The organism is Streptococcus sp. NM (assembly GCF_003390135.1).
Taxonomy (GTDB): Bacteria; Bacillota; Bacilli; order Lactobacillales; family Streptococcaceae; genus Streptococcus.
Map to the genome: position 1 here is coordinate 17,117 of NZ_QUOS01000006.1, position 19,005 is coordinate 36,121.

8 protein-coding genes and 2 pseudogenes are annotated in these 19,005 nt (G+C 45.5%); 3 read left to right on the plus strand and 7 right to left on the minus strand.

The genetic code is table 11. The features are described from left to right. Window positions 1-2 precede the first annotated feature (2 nt). The 3 genes from DXN33_RS08565 to DXN33_RS09915 all read right to left on the minus strand — a co-directional run bounded on the left by DXN33_RS08565 (window position 3) and on the right by DXN33_RS09915 (window position 3,354). Window positions 3-881: an acyltransferase gene (locus tag DXN33_RS08565; RefSeq protein WP_070479818.1), complete on the minus strand. Its 879-nt coding sequence runs from the start codon at window positions 879-881 to the stop codon at window positions 3-5. Beyond that, entirely contained in the window at window positions 878-2,962 is a 2,085-nt protein-coding gene (locus DXN33_RS08570) for a glycosyltransferase (RefSeq protein ID WP_115904866.1), read from the minus strand. The genes DXN33_RS08565 and DXN33_RS08570 overlap by 4 nt, the downstream gene beginning before the upstream one ends. A gap of 155 nt (window positions 2,963-3,117) precedes the next feature. Next, window positions 3,118-3,354, minus strand: coding sequence for an LPXTG cell wall anchor domain-containing protein (locus DXN33_RS09915; RefSeq protein ID WP_269796294.1), 237 nt, complete (start codon window positions 3,352-3,354; stop codon window positions 3,118-3,120). Here DXN33_RS09915 and DXN33_RS09920 point away from each other — a divergent pair. After that, a complete protein-coding gene (locus DXN33_RS09920) occupies window positions 3,347-12,211 on the plus strand; it encodes a hypothetical protein (protein WP_398584273.1) in 8,865 nt (2,954 codons plus the stop codon). The two genes, DXN33_RS09915 and DXN33_RS09920, sit on opposite strands and share 8 nt — an antisense overlap. A 65-nt stretch (window positions 12,212-12,276) precedes the next feature. Here DXN33_RS09920 and DXN33_RS09925 read toward each other — a convergent pair. Then, a pseudogene (locus tag DXN33_RS09925) lies at window positions 12,277-15,297 on the minus strand (Rib/alpha-like domain-containing protein); the annotation flags it as partial. On the opposite strand from DXN33_RS09925, the gene DXN33_RS09715 reads away from it, so the two are divergent. Both DXN33_RS09715 and DXN33_RS09890 read left to right on the plus strand, forming a co-directional pair. After that, entirely contained in the window at window positions 15,239-15,595 is a 357-nt protein-coding gene (locus DXN33_RS09715) for a hypothetical protein (RefSeq protein ID WP_142745835.1), read from the plus strand. The pseudogene DXN33_RS09925 and the gene DXN33_RS09715 overlap by 59 nt on opposite strands. Window positions 15,596-15,730: 135 nt before the next feature. Beyond that, complete coding sequence (locus DXN33_RS09890) at window positions 15,731-16,006, plus strand: hypothetical protein (RefSeq protein ID WP_309544223.1); 276 nt, start codon at window positions 15,731-15,733, stop codon at window positions 16,004-16,006. A gap of 62 nt (window positions 16,007-16,068) precedes the next feature. Here the strand turns inward: DXN33_RS09890 and DXN33_RS09895 are convergent. The 3 genes and pseudogenes from DXN33_RS09895 to DXN33_RS08595 form a co-directional block, all read right to left on the minus strand. Further along, a pseudogene (locus DXN33_RS09895) lies at window positions 16,069-16,263 on the minus strand (accessory Sec-dependent serine-rich glycoprotein adhesin); the annotation flags it as partial. A gap of 967 nt (window positions 16,264-17,230) precedes the next feature. After that, window positions 17,231-17,353: a hypothetical protein gene (locus DXN33_RS09835; protein WP_258864263.1), complete on the minus strand. Its 123-nt coding sequence runs from the start codon at window positions 17,351-17,353 to the stop codon at window positions 17,231-17,233. Between the two features lie 10 nt (window positions 17,354-17,363). Further along, a complete protein-coding gene (locus DXN33_RS08595; protein ID WP_001025437.1) occupies window positions 17,364-18,908 on the minus strand; it encodes a peptide chain release factor 3 in 1,545 nt (514 codons plus the stop codon). Window positions 18,909-19,005 lie beyond the last annotated feature (97 nt).

Genomic DNA, 19,005 nt, shown 5'->3' on the forward strand with positions numbered 1-19,005 from the left:
AATTATCCTCTTTCTTTTACAATAAGATTCCCATCATTATAAACCACACTATTAGCCGGAATATCTTTACGCACTAAGCATCCTGCACCTATAATGGTATTATCCCCAATAGTCACTCCTTTTAAAATCGTGACATTACTTCCTATCCAACAATCTCTTCCAACTCTAACTGGTGCTGTAGTCCACTGCCATTTTTCGATTTTCTCAGCTGTGTAGATATGATCATGGTCGTAAAAACGAACTCCCTCTCCCATCATAGTTCCAGAACCGATTTCAATTCTTTCCATACAGTTGAAACTACAAGAGTTATTAATAAAGACACCATCATGCAGTATTAACTTCCCTGAAGAAACATGGAAATTCTCAAAATTTCTACAAATGACATTGCTTCCCACAATTAGACTAGCTTTACTATCAATTTGAAATACATTCCAATTTCCATCTTGGATGATATTTTCTTGATGATTGGTACATACTCTGACTTCATTCAGATACTCTCTCACTCTAGAAACCAATTTATCTGGTGTACTTGATAGAAAAACTTCCTGCCCCTGATTTCCATGGACTGTATTATCAAAAGCAAAGGCAGGTTTCTCAACCTGCAAAAATCTCGATACAATAGCATTCACTTCTTGAAAATGATTGATATCTAGTAAGAAATCACACATATTCACTAGAAAGTCAATTTGCTGATCAGTTGTAACTGTCACGAGACGGACATTGTATTTTGACTCCAGTACTCCTATCTTTTCAGAAAAGTGTACAGGAGCTGCAATATGAAAACAAATATCTGGTAAGTTTTCTAAAATATATTCTAATTGTTCAATCTGATCACTTACAGTTAAAATTAGTGCATCGCCTCGCACAGTATTTTTCCTCATCTATTTAACTCTCTTATTCTATCTATCATTTCTGAAACTTGATCAATCTGATATATCTCTTGATTCGCTTCATACGATTTTGTATTTTCAAAGGCTAAAATTGGTTTATTTTGGGAAATAAATTGCTCTAATATCTCTACTTCCTTCTCACCATAGTTGATATCTAAAAGTACTTGACTCGTCTCTACCAATTCTCTATCCAATTCCTCTAAAGATACTGTTCCAGAATAGACAGTGACATTTGGATACACAACAAATCTAGAAAGATTCTCACTAACGATTACCCTTGCTGCAATCTTAAATTGCACTTCTGGTAAAGCCACTATTAGTGTTTCCAACTGCTCAATTTGATCTGAAGCTGTATAAATCAAACAAGAAAACGGAAATTTAATAGGATAAATATGCAATTTTTTAAGAGAATGTAAATGATGATTTTTTCCTAACTCTGTCCATTCCATATCATGGTAATACCACCAAACATCACGATAGGTTTGTCCAGCATGTACCTGCCAAGGCTTTCTCTCTGATAAATAATGGATGATCCCTGGATATTCTTGACCATTTGGAAAACGATAGTTTGCGAAACGTTCATGAATGACAATATGATTATTATCAAAATCTAGTTCTAGCCATTTATTTTCAAAAAGCATATTTAAAATACTTTGATCAGCCTGATCCACTTTATCATGCCATTCATTGGTTAAATCAATCAACTTTTGAGTTATATTCTCTTGCTTCCAAAGAGCATTATTAATCAAGAGAACACCTGCATTAAAGATTTCTCGACCAAAATAGGCTCTGCCTCCAAAATCTCGAATAGCAGCCAAAGGATAGTCCTGTAAATCTGTAGCAAATAAGTCATCTAGATTTTTTGTTACTACTAAATCGCAGTCTAAATAAAGAGCCTTGTCCTCTTTCACGAAATCAGCCACAAAATAGCGCAGAAAAACAGTGTAACTGATATCTGTTTTGTAACGTGAAATTTGCTCAGAAGTTACCCGACAATTGATAATTTCTGAATCAAACTTTTCCAAGCGCTTATTTAATTGTTTCAACCATTCATTAGGAAAATCACTATTAATCAGATAAAACCGAATCGAACGATTATGATAACAAATAGACTTAATTGTAGTTATCACCTGCTCTACATAAGCATAATTTGCTGCGAGGACAATGGCTTTCTTTTCCTTTTGCTCCTGTATTGATAACTGATTCAAAAGAGTTCTTTTCATTTCAAACTCTTTATATGTTGCTGTGTCAGATAAACCACTAGCCTGACCGTTTGCGAGACTGACTTCCAACATCTGACGATAAACTGCCAAGTGTTTGTCAAGAGGATAACCCATATTAGCTAGTAGCGTTATACGCTCAGACATAGCATCAACCAAGGCATGCATCCACTTTTCTGTCCAAGTGTTTGTAATACTTCCACTTCTCTGGCGATATGCGTACAAACCTTTATTTAAATAAACTACTTTATTTACAGATAAGTACATTTTTTGATTAAAATAACCATCTTCGCCGAGTTTACCTTTATCAAACCGGAGATAATCAAACAATTTCGCTTTATAGAGTTTGCCCCAAGCAGATATCAAAGCAAAACTCTTCATTTCTTGAGATTCATATAAGTTTTCAAAAATAGAAATATTGTCATATACTTTCTCATAGTAGGAATCCCCATATATATGGAAATAATATGTTTCCTCATCTTCATTGTAAGAATAATAATTTCCAACAGAAATATCTGCCTGATACTCTACTATTTTTTTATATAGAGTTTCTATATAATCTTGTTCTATCCAATCATCAGAATCAATGAAAGTTACATAGGAACCAGTCATCTTGTCCAGACCTACATTTCTTGCATCTGATAAACCACCATTCTCTTTTTCAATATAGACAATTCGATTATCTTTTTGTGCATACTCTTGACAAATTTCACCCGAATTATCTGTAGAACCATCATTGATTACAATTATCTCAATATTTTTATATGTTTGATTAATTAAACTATCCAAACATTTTTCTAGGTAATTTTCAACATTATAAACTGGTACAATTACCGTAATTTTTTCAGTCATGTAATCGTTCTCCTTTCTTACTATTATAACATTTTTTATGCTATTTTTCTGTCTCCCTTAACCTTTAAAACGCAAAAAATCCCCTGGATGATTTTTCATCCAAGGGATTCTTCATAAATCGAAATAATAATACTTTCTATGTATTTTTAATCCGATTACTCTTCATCATCACGTTTACGGCGTTTTGCAAACAGACCTAAACCAGTCACAGCTGCCAAAGCTCCAAGGAGTACAGATGATTTGGAAGCTTCTGTACCTGTATTTGGCAATTCTTTTTGAGATTTACCTGTTGATTCAGAAGTATTTCCAACTTGTGAGTTCGAATGGTTTGCTGAATTTGAAACAGAAATCGAAGTACTTGTCGATGCTGAATTTGAAACTGATGTGCTCACTGAGGCTGAAACTGACGCTGAGGCTACTGCACTTGTCGATGCTGAGGCGCTTGCTACTGCACTAGTAGATGCTGAAGCACTTGCTACCACGCTTGTTGACGCTGAAGCTGAAGCCACTGCACTTGTTGATGCTGAGGCTGAAGCTACTGCACTTGTTGACGCTGAGGCGCTTGCTACTGCACTAGTTGACGCTGAGGCACTTGCTACCGCGCTAGTTGAAGCCGATGCACTTGCTACCGCGCTTGTTGACGCTGATGCCACCGCACTAGTTGATGCTGAAGCTGAGGCTACTGCACTAGTTGATGCTGAAGCTGAAGCTACCGCGCTTGTTGACGCTGAGGCTGAAGCTACTGCACTTGTCGATGCTGAGGCTGAAGCTACCGCGCTTGTTGACGCTGATGCTGAAGCTACTGCACTTGTTGACGCTGAAGCTGAAGCCACTGCACTGGTTGATGCTGAAGCTGAGGCTACTGCACTAGTTGATGCTGAAGCTGAAGCCACCGCACTTGTTGACGCTGAAGCTGAGGCTACCGCACTTGTCGATGCTGAGGCGCTTGCTACTGCACTTGTTGACGCTGAAGCACTTGCTACTGCACTTGTTGACGCTGAAGCTGAAGCCACTGCACTAGTAGATGCTGAAGCACTTGCTACCGCGCTGGTTGATGCTGAAGCTGAGGCTACTGCGCTAGTAGATGCTGAAGCACTTGCTACCACGCTTGTTGACGCTGAAGCTGAAGCCACTGCACTTGTTGATGCTGAGGCTGAAGCTACTGCACTTGTTGACGCTGAGGCGCTTGCTACTGCACTAGTTGACGCTGAGGCACTTGCTACCGCGCTAGTTGAAGCCGATGCACTTGCTACCGCGCTTGTTGACGCTGATGCCACCGCACTAGTTGATGCTGAAGCTGAGGCTACTGCACTAGTTGATGCTGAAGCTGAAGCTACCGCGCTTGTTGACGCTGAGGCTGAAGCTACTGCACTTGTCGATGCTGAGGCTGAAGCTACCGCGCTTGTTGACGCTGATGCTGAAGCTACTGCACTTGTTGACGCTGAAGCTGAAGCCACTGCACTGGTTGATGCTGAAGCTGAGGCTACTGCACTAGTTGATGCTGAAGCTGAAGCCACCGCACTTGTTGACGCTGAAGCTGAGGCTACCGCACTTGTCGATGCTGAGGCGCTTGCTACTGCACTTGTTGACGCTGAAGCACTTGCTACTGCACTTGTTGACGCTGAAGCTGAAGCCACTGCACTAGTAGATGCTGAAGCACTTGCTACCGCGCTGGTTGATGCTGAAGCTGAGGCTACTGCGCTAGTAGATGCTGAAGCACTTGCTACCGCGCTTGTTGACGCTGAAGCTGAAGCCACTGCACTTGTTGATGCTGAGGCTGAAGCTACTGCACTTGTTGACGCTGAGGCGCTTGCTACTGCACTAGTTGACGCTGAGGCACTTGCTACCGCGCTAGTTGAAGCCGATGCACTTGCTACCGCGCTCGTTGATGCTGAAGCTGAAGCCACCGCACTAGTTGATGCTGAAGCTGAGGCTACTGCACTAGTTGATGCTGAAGCTGAAGCTACCGCGCTTGTTGACGCTGAGGCTGAAGCTACTGCACTTGTCGATGCTGAGGCTGAAGCTACCGCGCTTGTTGACGCTGATGCTGAAGCTACTGCACTTGTTGACGCTGAAGCTGAAGCCACTGCACTGGTTGATGCTGAAGCTGAGGCTACTGCACTAGTTGATGCTGAAGCTGAAGCCACCGCACTTGTTGACGCTGAAGCTGAGGCTACCGCACTTGTCGATGCTGAGGCGCTTGCTACTGCACTTGTTGACGCTGAAGCACTTGCTACTGCACTTGTTGACGCTGAAGCTGAAGCCACTGCACTAGTAGATGCTGAAGCACTTGCTACCGCGCTGGTTGATGCTGAAGCTGAGGCTACTGCGCTAGTAGATGCTGAAGCACTTGCTACCGCGCTTGTTGACGCTGAAGCTGAAGCCACTGCACTTGTTGATGCTGAGGCTGAAGCTACTGCACTTGTTGACGCTGAGGCGCTTGCTACTGCACTAGTTGACGCTGAGGCACTTGCTACCGCGCTAGTTGAAGCCGATGCACTTGCTACCGCGCTCGTTGATGCTGAAGCTGAAGCCACCGCACTAGTTGATGCTGAAGCTGAGGCTACTGCACTAGTTGATGCTGAAGCTGAAGCTACCGCGCTTGTTGACGCTGAGGCTGAAGCTACTGCACTTGTCGATGCTGAGGCTGAAGCTACCGCGCTTGTTGACGCTGATGCTGAAGCTACTGCACTTGTTGACGCTGAAGCTGAAGCCACTGCACTGGTTGATGCTGAAGCTGAGGCTACTGCACTAGTTGATGCTGAAGCTGAAGCCACCGCACTTGTTGACGCTGAAGCTGAGGCTACCGCACTTGTCGATGCTGAGGCGCTTGCTACTGCACTTGTTGACGCTGAAGCACTTGCTACTGCACTTGTTGACGCTGAAGCTGAAGCCACTGCACTAGTAGATGCTGAAGCACTTGCTACCGCGCTGGTTGATGCTGAAGCTGAGGCTACTGCGCTAGTAGATGCTGAAGCACTTGCTACCGCGCTTGTTGACGCTGAAGCTGAAGCCACTGCACTTGTTGATGCTGAGGCTGAAGCTACTGCACTTGTTGACGCTGAGGCTGAAGCTACTGCACTTGTTGACGCTGAGGCACTTGCTACCGCGCTAGTTGAAGCCGATGCACTTGCTACCGCGCTCGTTGATGCTGAAGCTGAAGCCACCGCACTAGTTGATGCTGAAGCTGAGGCTACTGCACTAGTTGATGCTGAAGCTGAAGCTACCGCGCTTGTTGACGCTGAGGCTGAAGCTACTGCACTTGTCGATGCTGAGGCTGAAGCTACCGCGCTTGTTGACGCTGATGCTGAAGCTACTGCACTTGTTGACGCTGAAGCTGAAGCCACTGCACTGGTTGATGCTGAAGCTGAGGCTACTGCACTAGTTGATGCTGAAGCTGAAGCCACCGCACTTGTTGACGCTGAAGCTGAGGCTACCGCACTTGTCGATGCTGAGGCGCTTGCTACTGCACTTGTTGACGCTGAAGCACTTGCTACTGCACTTGTTGACGCTGAAGCACTTGCTACTGCACTTGTTGACGCTGAAGCTGAAGCTACCGCACTTGTTGACGCTGAAGCTGATGCCACTACACTAGTAGATGCTGAAGCTGAGGCCACCGCACTTGTCGATGCTGAAGCTGAGGCTACTGCACTTGTTGACGCTGAAGCTGAGGCTACCGCACTTGTTGACGCTGAAGCTGAAGCCACTGCACTGGTTGAGGCTGAAGCTGAGGCTACCGCACTTGTTGAGGCTGAAGCTGAGGCTACCGCACTTGTTGAGGCTGAAGCTGATGCCACTGCACTTGTTGACGCTGAAGCACTTGCCACCGCACTTGTCGATGCTGAAGCTGAGGCTACCGCGCTTGTTGACGCTGAAGCACTTGCTACTGCACTTGTTGACGCTGAAGCACTTGCTACTGCACTTGTTGATGCTGAAGCACTTGCTACCGCGCTTGTTGACGCTGAAGCTGAAGCCACTGCACTAGTAGATGCTGAAGCACTTGCTACCGCGCTTGTTGACGCTGATGCTGAAGCTGAAGCTACCGCGCTTGTTGACGCTGATGCTGAAGCTACTGCACTTGTCGATGCTGAGGCTGAAGCTACCGCGCTTGTTGACGCTGATGCTGAAGCTACTGCACTTGTCGATGCTGAGGCTGAAGCTACCGCGCTTGTTGACGCTGAAGCTGAGGCTACCGCACTTGTTGACGCTGATGCTGAGGCTACTGCACTTGTTGACGCTGAAGCTGAGGCTACCGCACTTGTTGACGCTGAAGCTGAGGCTACCGCACTTGTTGAGGCTGAAGCTGAAGCCACTGCACTGGTTGAGGCTGAAGCTGATGCCACTGCACTTGTTGACGCTGAAGCACTTGCCACCGCACTTGTTGATGCTGAAGCACTTGCTACCGCGCTTGTTGACGCTGAAGCACTTGCTACTGCACTTGTTGACGCTGAAGCACTTGCTACTGCACTTGTTGATGCTGAAGCACTTGCTACTGCACTTGTTGACGCTGAAGCACTTGCTACTGCACTTGTTGATGCTGAAGCACTTGCTACCGCGCTTGTTGACGCTGAAGCTGAAGCCACTGCACTAGTAGATGCTGAAGCACTTGCTACCGCGCTTGTTGACGCTGATGCTGAAGCTGAAGCTACCGCGCTTGTTGACGCTGATGCTGAAGCTACTGCACTTGTCGATGCTGAGGCTGAAGCTACCGCGCTTGTTGACGCTGATGCTGAAGCTACTGCACTTGTCGATGCTGAGGCTGAAGCTACCGCGCTTGTTGACGCTGAAGCTGAGGCTACCGCACTTGTTGACGCTGATGCTGAGGCTACTGCACTTGTTGACGCTGATGCTGAGGCTACCGCACTTGTTGACGCTGAAGCTGAGGCTACCGCACTTGTTGAGGCTGAAGCTGAGGCGACTGCACTTGTTGACGCTGAGGCACTTGCTACTGCGCTTGTCGATGCTGAAGCTGAAGCCACTGCGCTTGTTGACGCTGAAGCTGAAGCTACTGCGCTAGTCGATGCTGAAGCTGAGGCTACTGCGCTAGTCGATGCTGAAGCTGAGGCTACTGCACTTGTCGATGCTGAAGCTGAGGCTACCGCGCTTGTTGACGCTGAAGCACTTGCTACTGCACTTGTTGACGCTGAAGCACTTGCTACTGCACTTGTTGATGCTGAAGCACTTGCTACCGCGCTTGTTGACGCTGAAGCTGAAGCCACTGCACTAGTAGATGCTGAAGCACTTGCTACCGCGCTTGTTGACGCTGATGCTGAAGCTGAAGCTACCGCGCTTGTTGACGCTGATGCTGAAGCTACTGCACTTGTTGATGCTGAGGCTGAAGCTACCGCGCTTGTTGACGCTGATGCTGAAGCTACTGCACTTGTTGATGCTGAGGCTGAAGCTACCGCGCTTGTTGACGCTGAAGCTGAGGCTACCGCACTTGTTGACGCTGATGCTGAGGCTACTGCACTTGTTGACGCTGATGCTGAGGCTACCGCACTTGTTGACGCTGAAGCTGAGGCTACCGCACTTGTTGATGCTGAAGCTGAAGCGACTGCACTTGTTGACGCTGAGGCACTTGCTACTGCGCTTGTCGATGCTGAAGCTGAAGCCACTGCACTTGTTGACGCTGAAGCTGAAGCTACTGCACTTGTTGACGCTGAAGCTGAAGCCACTGCACTGGTTGATGCTGAAGCTGAGGCTACTGCACTAGTTGATGCTGAAGCACTTGCTACCGCACTCGTTGACGCTGAAGCTGAAGCCACTGCACTGGTTGATGCTGAAGCTGAGGCTACTGCACTAGTTGATGCTGAAGCTGAAGCCACCGCACTTGTTGACGCTGAAGCTGAGGCTACCGCACTTGTCGATGCTGAGGCGCTTGCTACTGCACTAGTTGATGCTGAAGCACTTGCTACCGCACTTGTCGATGCTGAAGCTGAAGCCACTGCACTAGTAGATGCTGAAGCACTTGCTACCGCGCTTGTTGACGCTGAAGCTGAAGCCACTGCACTAGTTGATGCTGATGCTGAAGCTACTGCACTTGTCGATGCTGAGGCTGAAGCTACCGCGCTTGTTGACGCTGATGCTGAAGCTACTGCACTTGTTGACGCTGAAGCTGAGGCTACTGCGCTAGTCGATGCTGAGGCACTTGCTACCGCGCTTGTTGACGCTGAGGCACTTGCTACTGCGCTCGTTGATGCTGAAGCTGAAGCTACTGCGCTCGTTGAGGCTGAGGCTGAAGCTACCGCACTTGTTGAAGCTGAGGCTGAGGCGACTGCACTTGTTGACGCTGAGGCACTTGCTACTGCGCTTGTCGATGCTGAAGCTGAAGCCACTGCGCTTGTTGACGCTGAAGCTGAAGCTACTGCGCTAGTCGATGCTGAAGCTGAGGCTACTGCGCTAGTCGATGCTGAAGCTGAGGCTACTGCACTTGTTGATGCCGATGCACTTGCTACCGCACTCGTTGAGGCTGAAGCTGAGGCTACTGCACTTGTTGACGCTGAAGCTGAGGCTACTGCGCTAGTTGATGCTGAAGCACTTGCTACCGCACTTGTCGATGCTGAAGCTGAAGCCACTGCACTTGTTGATGCTGAAGCTGAGGCTACCGCACTCGTTGACGCTGAAGCTGAAGCTACTGCACTAGTTGACGCTGAAGCTGAAGCCACTGCACTGGTTGATGCTGAAGCTGAAGCCACTGCACTTGTTGATGCTGAAGCTGAAGCTACTGCACTTGTTGACGCTGAAGCTGAAGCCACTGCACTTGTTGACGCTGAAGCTGAGGCTACCGCACTTGTCGATGCTGAGGCGCTTGCTACTGCACTAGTTGATGCTGAAGCACTTGCTACCGCACTTGTTGACGCTGAAGCTGAGGCTACTGCACTTGTTGACGCTGAGGCGCTTGCTACTGCACTAGTAGATGCTGAAGCACTTGCTACCGCGCTTGTTGACGCTGAAGCTGATGCCACTGCACTTGTTGATGCTGAGGCGCTTGCTACTGCACTAGTAGATGCTGAAGCACTTGCTACCGCGCTTGTTGACGCTGAAGCTGATGCCACTGCACTTGTTGATGCTGAGGCGCTTGCTACCGCACTTGTTGACGCTGAAGCTGAGGCTACCGCGCTAGTCGATGCTGACGCTGAGGCTACTGCGCTAGTTGATGCTGAAGCACTTGCTACCGCACTTGTCGATGCTGAAGCTGAAGCCACTGCACTTGTTGATGCTGAAGCTGAGGCTACCGCACTCGTTGACGCTGAAGCTGAAGCTACTGCACTTGTTGACGCTGAAGCTGAAGCCACTGCACTGGTTGACGCTGAAGCTGATGCCACTGCACTAGTTGATGCTGAAGCTGAGGCTACCGCACTCGTTGACGCTGAAGCTGAAGCTACTGCACTTGTTGACGCTGAAGCTGAAGCCACTGCACTAGTAGATGCTGAAGCTGAGGCTACTGCACTAGTTGATGCCGAGGCGCTTGCTACCGCACTTGTTGACGCTGAAGCTGAAGCCACTGCACTTGTTGATGCTGAAGCTGAGGCTACCGCACTCGTTGACGCTGAAGCTGAAGCTACTGCACTTGTTGACGCTGAAGCTGAAGCCACTGCACTGCTTGATGCTGAAGCTGAAGCCACTGCACTTGTTGATGCTGAAGCTGAAGCTACTGCACTTGTTGACGCTGAAGCTGAAGCCACTGCACTGGTTGATGCTGAAGCTGAAGCCACTGCACTGGTTGATGCTGAAGCTGAGGCTACTGCACTCGTTGACGCTGAAGCTGAAGCTACTGCACTAGTTGACGCTGAAGCTGAAGCTACTGCACTTGTTGACGCTGAAGCTGAAGCTACTGCACTTGTTGACGCTGAAGCTGAAGCCACTGCGCTAGTAGATGCTGAGGCTGAGGCTACCGCGCTTGTTGAGGCTGAAGCTGAAGCCACTGCACTGGTTGATGCTGAAGCTGAGGCTACTGCACTAGTTGATGCTGAAGCTGAAGCCACCGCACTTGTTGACGCTGAAGCTGAGGCTACCGCACTTGTCGATGCTGAGGCGCTTGCTACTGCACTAGTTGATGCTGAAGCACTTGCTACCGCACTAGTAGATGCTGAAGCACTTGCTACCGCGCTTGTTGACGCTGAAGCTGATGCCACTGCACTTGTTGATGCTGAGGCGCTTGCTACTGCACTAGTAGATGCTGAAGCACTTGCTACCGCGCTTGTTGACGCTGAAGCTGATGCCACTGCACTTGTTGATGCTGAGGCGCTTGCTACCGCACTTGTTGACGCTGAAGCTGAGGCTACCGCGCTAGTCGATGCTGACGCTGAGGCTACTGCGCTAGTTGATGCTGAAGCACTTGCTACCGCACTTGTCGATGCTGAAGCTGAAGCCACTGCACTTGTTGATGCTGAAGCTGAGGCTACCGCACTCGTTGACGCTGAAGCTGAAGCTACTGCACTTGTTGACGCTGAAGCTGAAGCCACTGCACTGGTTGATGCTGAAGCTGAAGCCACTGCACTGGTTGATGCTGAAGCTGAAGCCACTGCACTTGTTGACGCTGAAGCTGAAGCCACTGCACTGGTTGATGCTGAAGCTGAAGCCACTGCACTGGTTGATGCTGAAGCTGAGGCTACTGCACTCGTTGACGCTGAAGCTGAAGCTACTGCACTAGTTGACGCTGAAGCTGAAGCTACTGCACTTGTTGACGCTGAAGCTGAAGCTACTGCACTTGTTGACGCTGAAGCTGAAGCCACTGCGCTAGTAGATGCTGAGGCTGAGGCTACCGCGCTTGTTGAGGCTGAAGCTGAAGCCACCGCACTTGTTGACGCTGAAGCTGAGGCTACCGCGCTTGTTGACGCTGAAGCTGAAGCCACTGCACTGGTTGATGCTGAAGCTGAGGCTACTGCACTAGTTGATGCTGAAGCTGAAGCCACCGCACTTGTTGACGCTGAAGCTGAGGCTACCGCACTTGTCGATGCTGAGGCGCTTGCTACTGCACTAGTTGATGCTGAAGCACTTGCTACCGCGCTGGTTGATGCTGACGCTGAGGCTACTGCACTTGTTGACGCTGAAGCACTTGCTACTGCACTAGTAGATGCTGAAGCACTTGCCACCGCACTTGTTGACGCTGAGGCACTTGCTACCGCACTTGTTGACGCTGAAGCTGAAGCCACCGCACTTGTTGACGCTGAGGCTGAAGCCACCGCACTTGTTGACGCTGAAGCACTTGCTACTGCGCTTGTAGAGGCTGAAGCTGAGGCACTTTGACTTGCACTTGTCGACGCTGACACTGATGCACGGTAATCTGAATCTGATATATCCGGTGTTACCGTATTTACCGTTCCATCTTTATAAGTGATAGTCACCGTTCCATTTTCTGCAATAGAATAACTTCTAATACGGTTTGCAGTCTCTGGATTTGCTGTTTTCACAGCAGCCAAGATCTTATCTTTCTCACGCTGGTTCAGAGCGTTTGGATGTTCAACTTGAAAGACTACTGACGGCTTCTTACCAGGGAATCTTTCATTCAATTTACCTTGAGCAACAACTACTGTCGGAGTACGTGCTTCGTTATTAGACAAGTCTACAGCTTTGGTCCCGAGATTCCATTTATTTGTGTCAGCATATTCCTGATTAGGATTATAAGTCGCTGTATATTCTAAAGTAGCAGGAGCATTCGTTGGTGTATTCTTGAATCCTGGCGCATCATCATTCGAAGAATATCCATCTTGGAATATTCTAGTTTTATCAGAAATACCATCATAAAGCTTCAGTTCTTTGATTTTGCCACTATTATCTGAACCTTTTAAGACAACTTTAACTTCATCTCCGGCAAAAATCTCGTATCCACTCGTGCCAGGACGGACATTATTTTTCGGAGAAAGCTTTTCCCACTTTTTAGTCTTATCATTCTTGACATAGATTTCAAATTCAGGATTTGGAGCTACATTTTCTTTAGTAATGGTTTTAGTAGTTGTGGCAGAAGTAAGGGTCTCTGTTCCTCCAGAAGGAGTCGTTACAACTTTCTCTTGTTTAACCGTTACATTTCCTGTAGGTAAGAGTCCATTATTGCCGTCGTATGCTTTTTTCAGATCAGCAGGTTCAAAGGTAACGCTTGATTCGTTGTCCTTCGCTTTTTTCTCGAACGTATAGCCTGCTAAAGCCAAGGTTACAAGAGCTCCAGGTGTCACATTCGTTACAACAATTGAACGATTTGGCAAACCACCTTTTTCATTCACTGAATCAGCTGCAATTTCAGGGGCTTGTGGCTTTACTTTCACAGTAACGGGGACATTCTGTTTAACTCTGACCCCTGTTGAATCTGCAGGTAGTTCTACTTCTACTTCCTTAGTAAAGGTTCCTACCTCAGTGAGTGACGGTACACCATTGACCCATTTGTAATTAGTGTTTGCTGCATTAAACTCTGGGCTTCCAGATACTTTTGTAACCGCTTCTTTAGGATTTGCCACTGCTTGTTTATAAGCTGGATCATCTGTTTTATTCTGTGTGAAAGTATAAGAACGATTTGATTCAAACTTATAGACATCATGGACAACATTAACTGTATGACTTAATTTATTAGAGTCATTCTCCCCCATACGACCTACCGGATAGGTAAAGGTCACTTGGTAGGTATTTCTTCCTGTATCAGTTGTATTGATAGGCGAGCTAGAAACCACTTGACCATTTTTACTCCAAGCTTGGCTTGCACCACTTGGATATCCCGCCGTTCCCTCTTTATCAACATAATTATGCCAAACTGTTCCATTATGAGGTTGCGTTCCTTGAATATCATTTACTGGACCTTTAGGTTTAATTGTCGCCAGAACTTCATAATCTACAGTAACATCTTCGCTTCCACCATTTGGATATTCGATATGGGCAATAGCTTGTTTAGAACCTGTCTCTGATGTATTAATTCCTGCCCCTTGTTTCCAAGTGATATTTGTTCCATTAGGGAATGCTTTACCGTTAGCACGCTGGATAAAGTTACTTGCATCCGCCAAGCCACCAGCCTGCTCACCAATATAGGTATAGACTTTAGGGACTTTGGCAATTGGATTGTATTTCTCCAAGGCTGCATTGATAGTACTTGTAGTTCCATCACGATAGGTAACTGTAATCGTACCATTTGTTGAAACTTCAATCTTAGCTTTCGTTCCTGGGAAGGTTAAAACGGTACCATTTGCGTCCGAAGTTACGTTTGAATTTGATACATCTTTAGTAAGGTCTTGATTAGATAGTAAATCACGTTTATTGGCTGCATTATTAATAAAATTATTATAAACTTCTGCAATTTCTTGCTTTGTTAAATGCTCCAAATCCTTAACCTGAACAACATCTCCACTTTGAACATCATGGCGCTCGTTGAAACCTTTGATGGTGTAGGTAAGAGTAGTCTGAGATGATTTATTCCCCCAATCTAGTGCACCAATACTATAGCTATAGGTTTTTCCTACTTCAGCGGATGCCTCACCGTTACCTACAGTACCCGATATACCCGTTCCAATATTTTTAATTTCCTCTTTTTGATTTAACCATGGGCTTCCAGTACTAGCAACGTAAGGATTATATCTCGGATTAGGTCGATTTATTTCTTGACCCATCAATTGTCCGCCATAAGTGACTCCAGGAATGGCATCCTGCTTGATAATTCCGTATTGGCGGATACTAGCTCCATTTTTTAAAATAGGAAGATTATGAACGAAATAATCATCATTATAAACATCGAAATGAGTTCCATTATTATTCTGGATAATTGGACCTGATTTATTTACAGAAGGTGCAGGTGTCGGTTTTGATGCAGCATACCCTGTCGAAACACTTGCCGATTGAACTCTAGAAGCATTCCCTTGAGTATTTTGCCCAATAGGGGCTGAGCTAACCTGCACCTGCATATCAGCCTCTGCAGTCGGCACATTGTTATCGTATTTAACTCTGACTTCAATCCTACCACTTAAGTTTCTATTTTGTCCATGTCTGTAATTATAAACAATTTCGGAACCCTGAGTGTAGGTTTTCTCCATAGAGTTGCCATTAAATGTTGCACTTTGGACATGACCTCCTCGGCCGACATTTATCTTAACACCAACATTGTGCAAAGCACTACTCGCCTGAACATCCATGGTGTACGTTGCGATACCAGTAGTCTTATCAAAAGTAGCAACTGGACTACTTACCGTCATACGCCCGTCACTCTGAGAAGGAGCCCAACTTGCACGAAGAGAAGTATCACGTAACATAGCTTGACCATTACGGGCATCACGCGCACCTGAGTTGGCTCTCAAAACAGCATTGACAATAGAATTACGAGCCAAGGTAGCTTTTTGCACCACCTCTGTCCAGTCACTCATTGGATCTGCCAAGGCTTTTTCAATAGCTGTCACTGCTGCATTTACCTTAGTAATTGCAGAATCAGTGTTTGGTAAACCAGCAGCCTTCGCTAGGTATTCGCCCATTTCAGCTGAAAGCTTGGTTAACTTCTTGCGATTTTCTTCATTTTTCTTTACAGAGGCTTCTACAGATGACAAGGTTGCAGCTGTCGCACCAACTAAACTTGTTGTATCTGAATTTGTTTTAACAGTGTTTGACTCAATAGTAGCAGGCTTCAAAATTGATGAATCAATCTTGTCAACCTTTGATTCATTTTGAGTCGATACTTTTTTCTCATCTTGAATTTCAGATACAGTTTTTTCTGAAGAAGCTCCTACAGATGTTGACACGCTACTTGTTTGGCTAGTAGATTTATTCAAACTAGTTGACATACTTGCAGAATCTGAAGCGCTAGTGCTAGCTGAAGATGATGTGCTAGCTGAGGCACTAACTGATGTACTAGCGGAAGCACTTGCTGAAGTGCTGGCTGAAGCACTAGCTGAGGTGCTAGTAGAAGTTGATTCTGAAATCGAAGCGCTTTCACTTATAGAAGTAGACAAGCTAGCAGAATTTTCCGAGTTACTTAGAGATGTCGTACCCAAAACTACTGTATCATTTGTAACTAAAAGATCTGGATTTTCCAGTGTTTTTTCCACTGCTACTGTTTCATTTGCAAATACTTTTGTTTGAGTAGCAACACTACCACCTAAAACTGCTCCTGTGGCGGCAAGTCCCTTGATAATATCCAGACCTGTAATAGAAGGATTCACTTTATCCTCTACTACTTCAGTCATGACTTGCGTCGTATCTACACCACCCCGCAAGACCTTGAACAAACCAAAAAGAGAGGTTGAAGCTCTCAACCAATGTTTACCCGACTTAATTAACTTATAACGTGTCACTCGATCGGTTTCTCTATACTCACCTTTTTGACGTCTAAAAAACATGTTTTACCCTTTCCCTACATACCAAAAGTGGACAATCCACCCTATTTTAATCATACCTTTAAAGTATACTTTAAATGCAAACGCTTGTCAAGAAATTTGATATATTTTTATATAATATTACCATTCAAATATTTTGAAATATAGAACCATTTATAAGTTCTCTAACAACATCTAATAGCTTGGTATAAAAAGCCTCAAATAACTTTTTAAAATATATATAGCTAAATTTATTTTAGTTGTAAAAAGTATATAACGTTCGGATTTTCAACATATTATATAAACAAAATATAAAAACTTGACTATTCATGTTTCATTGATAAATTCATAATGTAATGCAAAAAATACTATCGAGGTACATCTTGTGACAATAGATTTTCATAAAAAATTGCTTCGAATCAACTCGATTCTCCCTGTAACTCCTATCAAAAATGCCCACAATTAGGTTATAATCATGGGCATTTTATTGATGTTTTTTCTAGTTAGCTAGGCCACTCATTACCAGTTACGACGGAAAAATCCACGAATCAATATCATTCTCGGACTTTTACTAGTGAAACGTTTAAGTGTGCCGCCATAGCGGTTACCTATTATTAAATTACGACACTGAGTTTTACGAATCGATTCTATTTGCCAAACGTAGTTAGTAAAGCAGTTAGCTAGGTTACTTCCTACCAGTTACGACGGAAAAATCCACGAATCAATATCATTCGTGGATTTTTCCTAGTTAAGCGTTTAGGTATACCGCCATAGCGATTACCTATTATTAGATTACGATACTGAGTTTTACGAATCAATAATATTCGTAAAACTTTACTAGTGGAGCGCCTAGCCAAGTTCCATAGAAACTTGGCGTTAGTTACTTAGATTGTTACACAATCAAATACATTTACTGAACTACGACACGGAGTTTGGCAAATCGATTTCATTTGCCAAACGTAGTTAGTAAGGCAGTTAGCTAGGTTACTTCCTACCAGTTACGACGGAAAAATCCACGAATTGATACCATTCGTGGATTTTTCCTAGTAAAGCGTTTAGGTAGACCGCCATAGCGGTTACCGTCAAATGACAGCAACTTTATGTTGCTAGTCATTTGTAACGATTTACATCTTCTCTTCCAACTCTACATCTGGATACTTGTCCGCAAACCAACGGAGGGCAAAGTCATTTTCAAAGAGGAAGACTGGTTGGTCAAAACGGTCTTTGGCCAAGATATTGCGACTTGATGACATCCGTTCATCCAAATCCTCAGGCTTAATCCAACGAACGGTCTTTTTACCCATTGGGCTCATAACCACTTCCGCATTGTATTCGCCTTCCATACGGTGTTTAAACACTTCAAACTGGAGTTGACCAACAGCACCCAGCATATACTCGCCTGTTTGGTAATTCTTATAAAGCTGAATGGCTCCTTCTTGCACCAATTGCTCAATTCCCTTGTGGAAGGATTTTTGCTTCATGACATTCTTAGCGGAAACTTTCATGAAAATTTCAGGTGTAAAAGTTGGCAGTGGTTCAAATTCAAACTTGTTTTTGCCAACAGTCAATGTATCCCCAACCTGATAAGTACCTGTATCATAAACCCCGATGATATCACCCGCCACGGCATTGGTCACATTCTCACGACTTTCCGCCATAAACTGGGTAACATTAGACAATTTAGCCCCCTTACCAGTACGAGGTAGGTTGACACTCATGCCACGCTCAAATTCACCTGATACGATACGGACAAAGGCGATACGGTCACGGTGACGAGGGTCCATGTTGGCTTGGATCTTAAAGACAAATCCTGAGAAATCCTTGTCATAAGGATCCACAATTTCACCGTCTGTTTTCTTGTGACCATGTGGTTCTGGAGCAAACTTAAGGAAGGTTTCAAGGAAGGTCTGCACACCAAAGTTAGTAAGGGCTGAGCCGAAGAAGACAGGTGTCAATTCTCCAGCAAGGATTGCTTCCTCTGAAAACTCATTCCCAGCTTCATTTAAAAGTTCAATGTCATCCTTGACTTGCTCGTAGAAAGGATTGCTACCAAAAAGCTTGTCCCCATCTTCAAGACTAGCAAAACGCTCATCCCCTTTATAAAGCTCCAAGCGTTGGTTATAAAGGTCATACAAGCCTTCAAAGGCTTTCCCCATACCGATTGGCCAGTTCATAGGGTAACTAGCAATTCCCAAGACTTCTTCCAATTCTTGCAAGAGGTCCAGTGGCTCACGACCGTCACGGTCCAGCTTGTTCATAAAGGTAAAGACGGGAATGCCACGATGTTTCACAACCTCAAACAATTTCTTGGTTTGCGCCTCGATACCCTTGGCAGAGTCCACGACCATGACCGCAGCATCCACCGCCATCAAGGTCCGATAGGTATCTTCTGAGAAGTCCTCGTGCCCTGGTGTGTCGAGGATATTGACGCGTTTGCCATCGTAGTCAAACTGCATAACAGATGAAGTCACCGAAATCCCACGTTGCTTCTCGATATCCATCCAGTCAGACTTGGCAAAAGTCCCTGTTTTCTTTCCTTTTACGGTACCAGCCTCACGAATCTCGCCCCCAAAGTAGAGCAACTGCTCAGTAATAGTAGTTTTCCCCGCGTCAGGGTGGGAGATGATGGCAAAAGTACGACGTTTCTTAATTTCTTCTTGAATATTCATAAGTTCTCTTTCTTTGATTCTCTATTTTTCTTGTTTCAATAGCTAAGAATGATTTCTACATTGGATTTTCCCATTCCTTTCAACACCCCATTATATC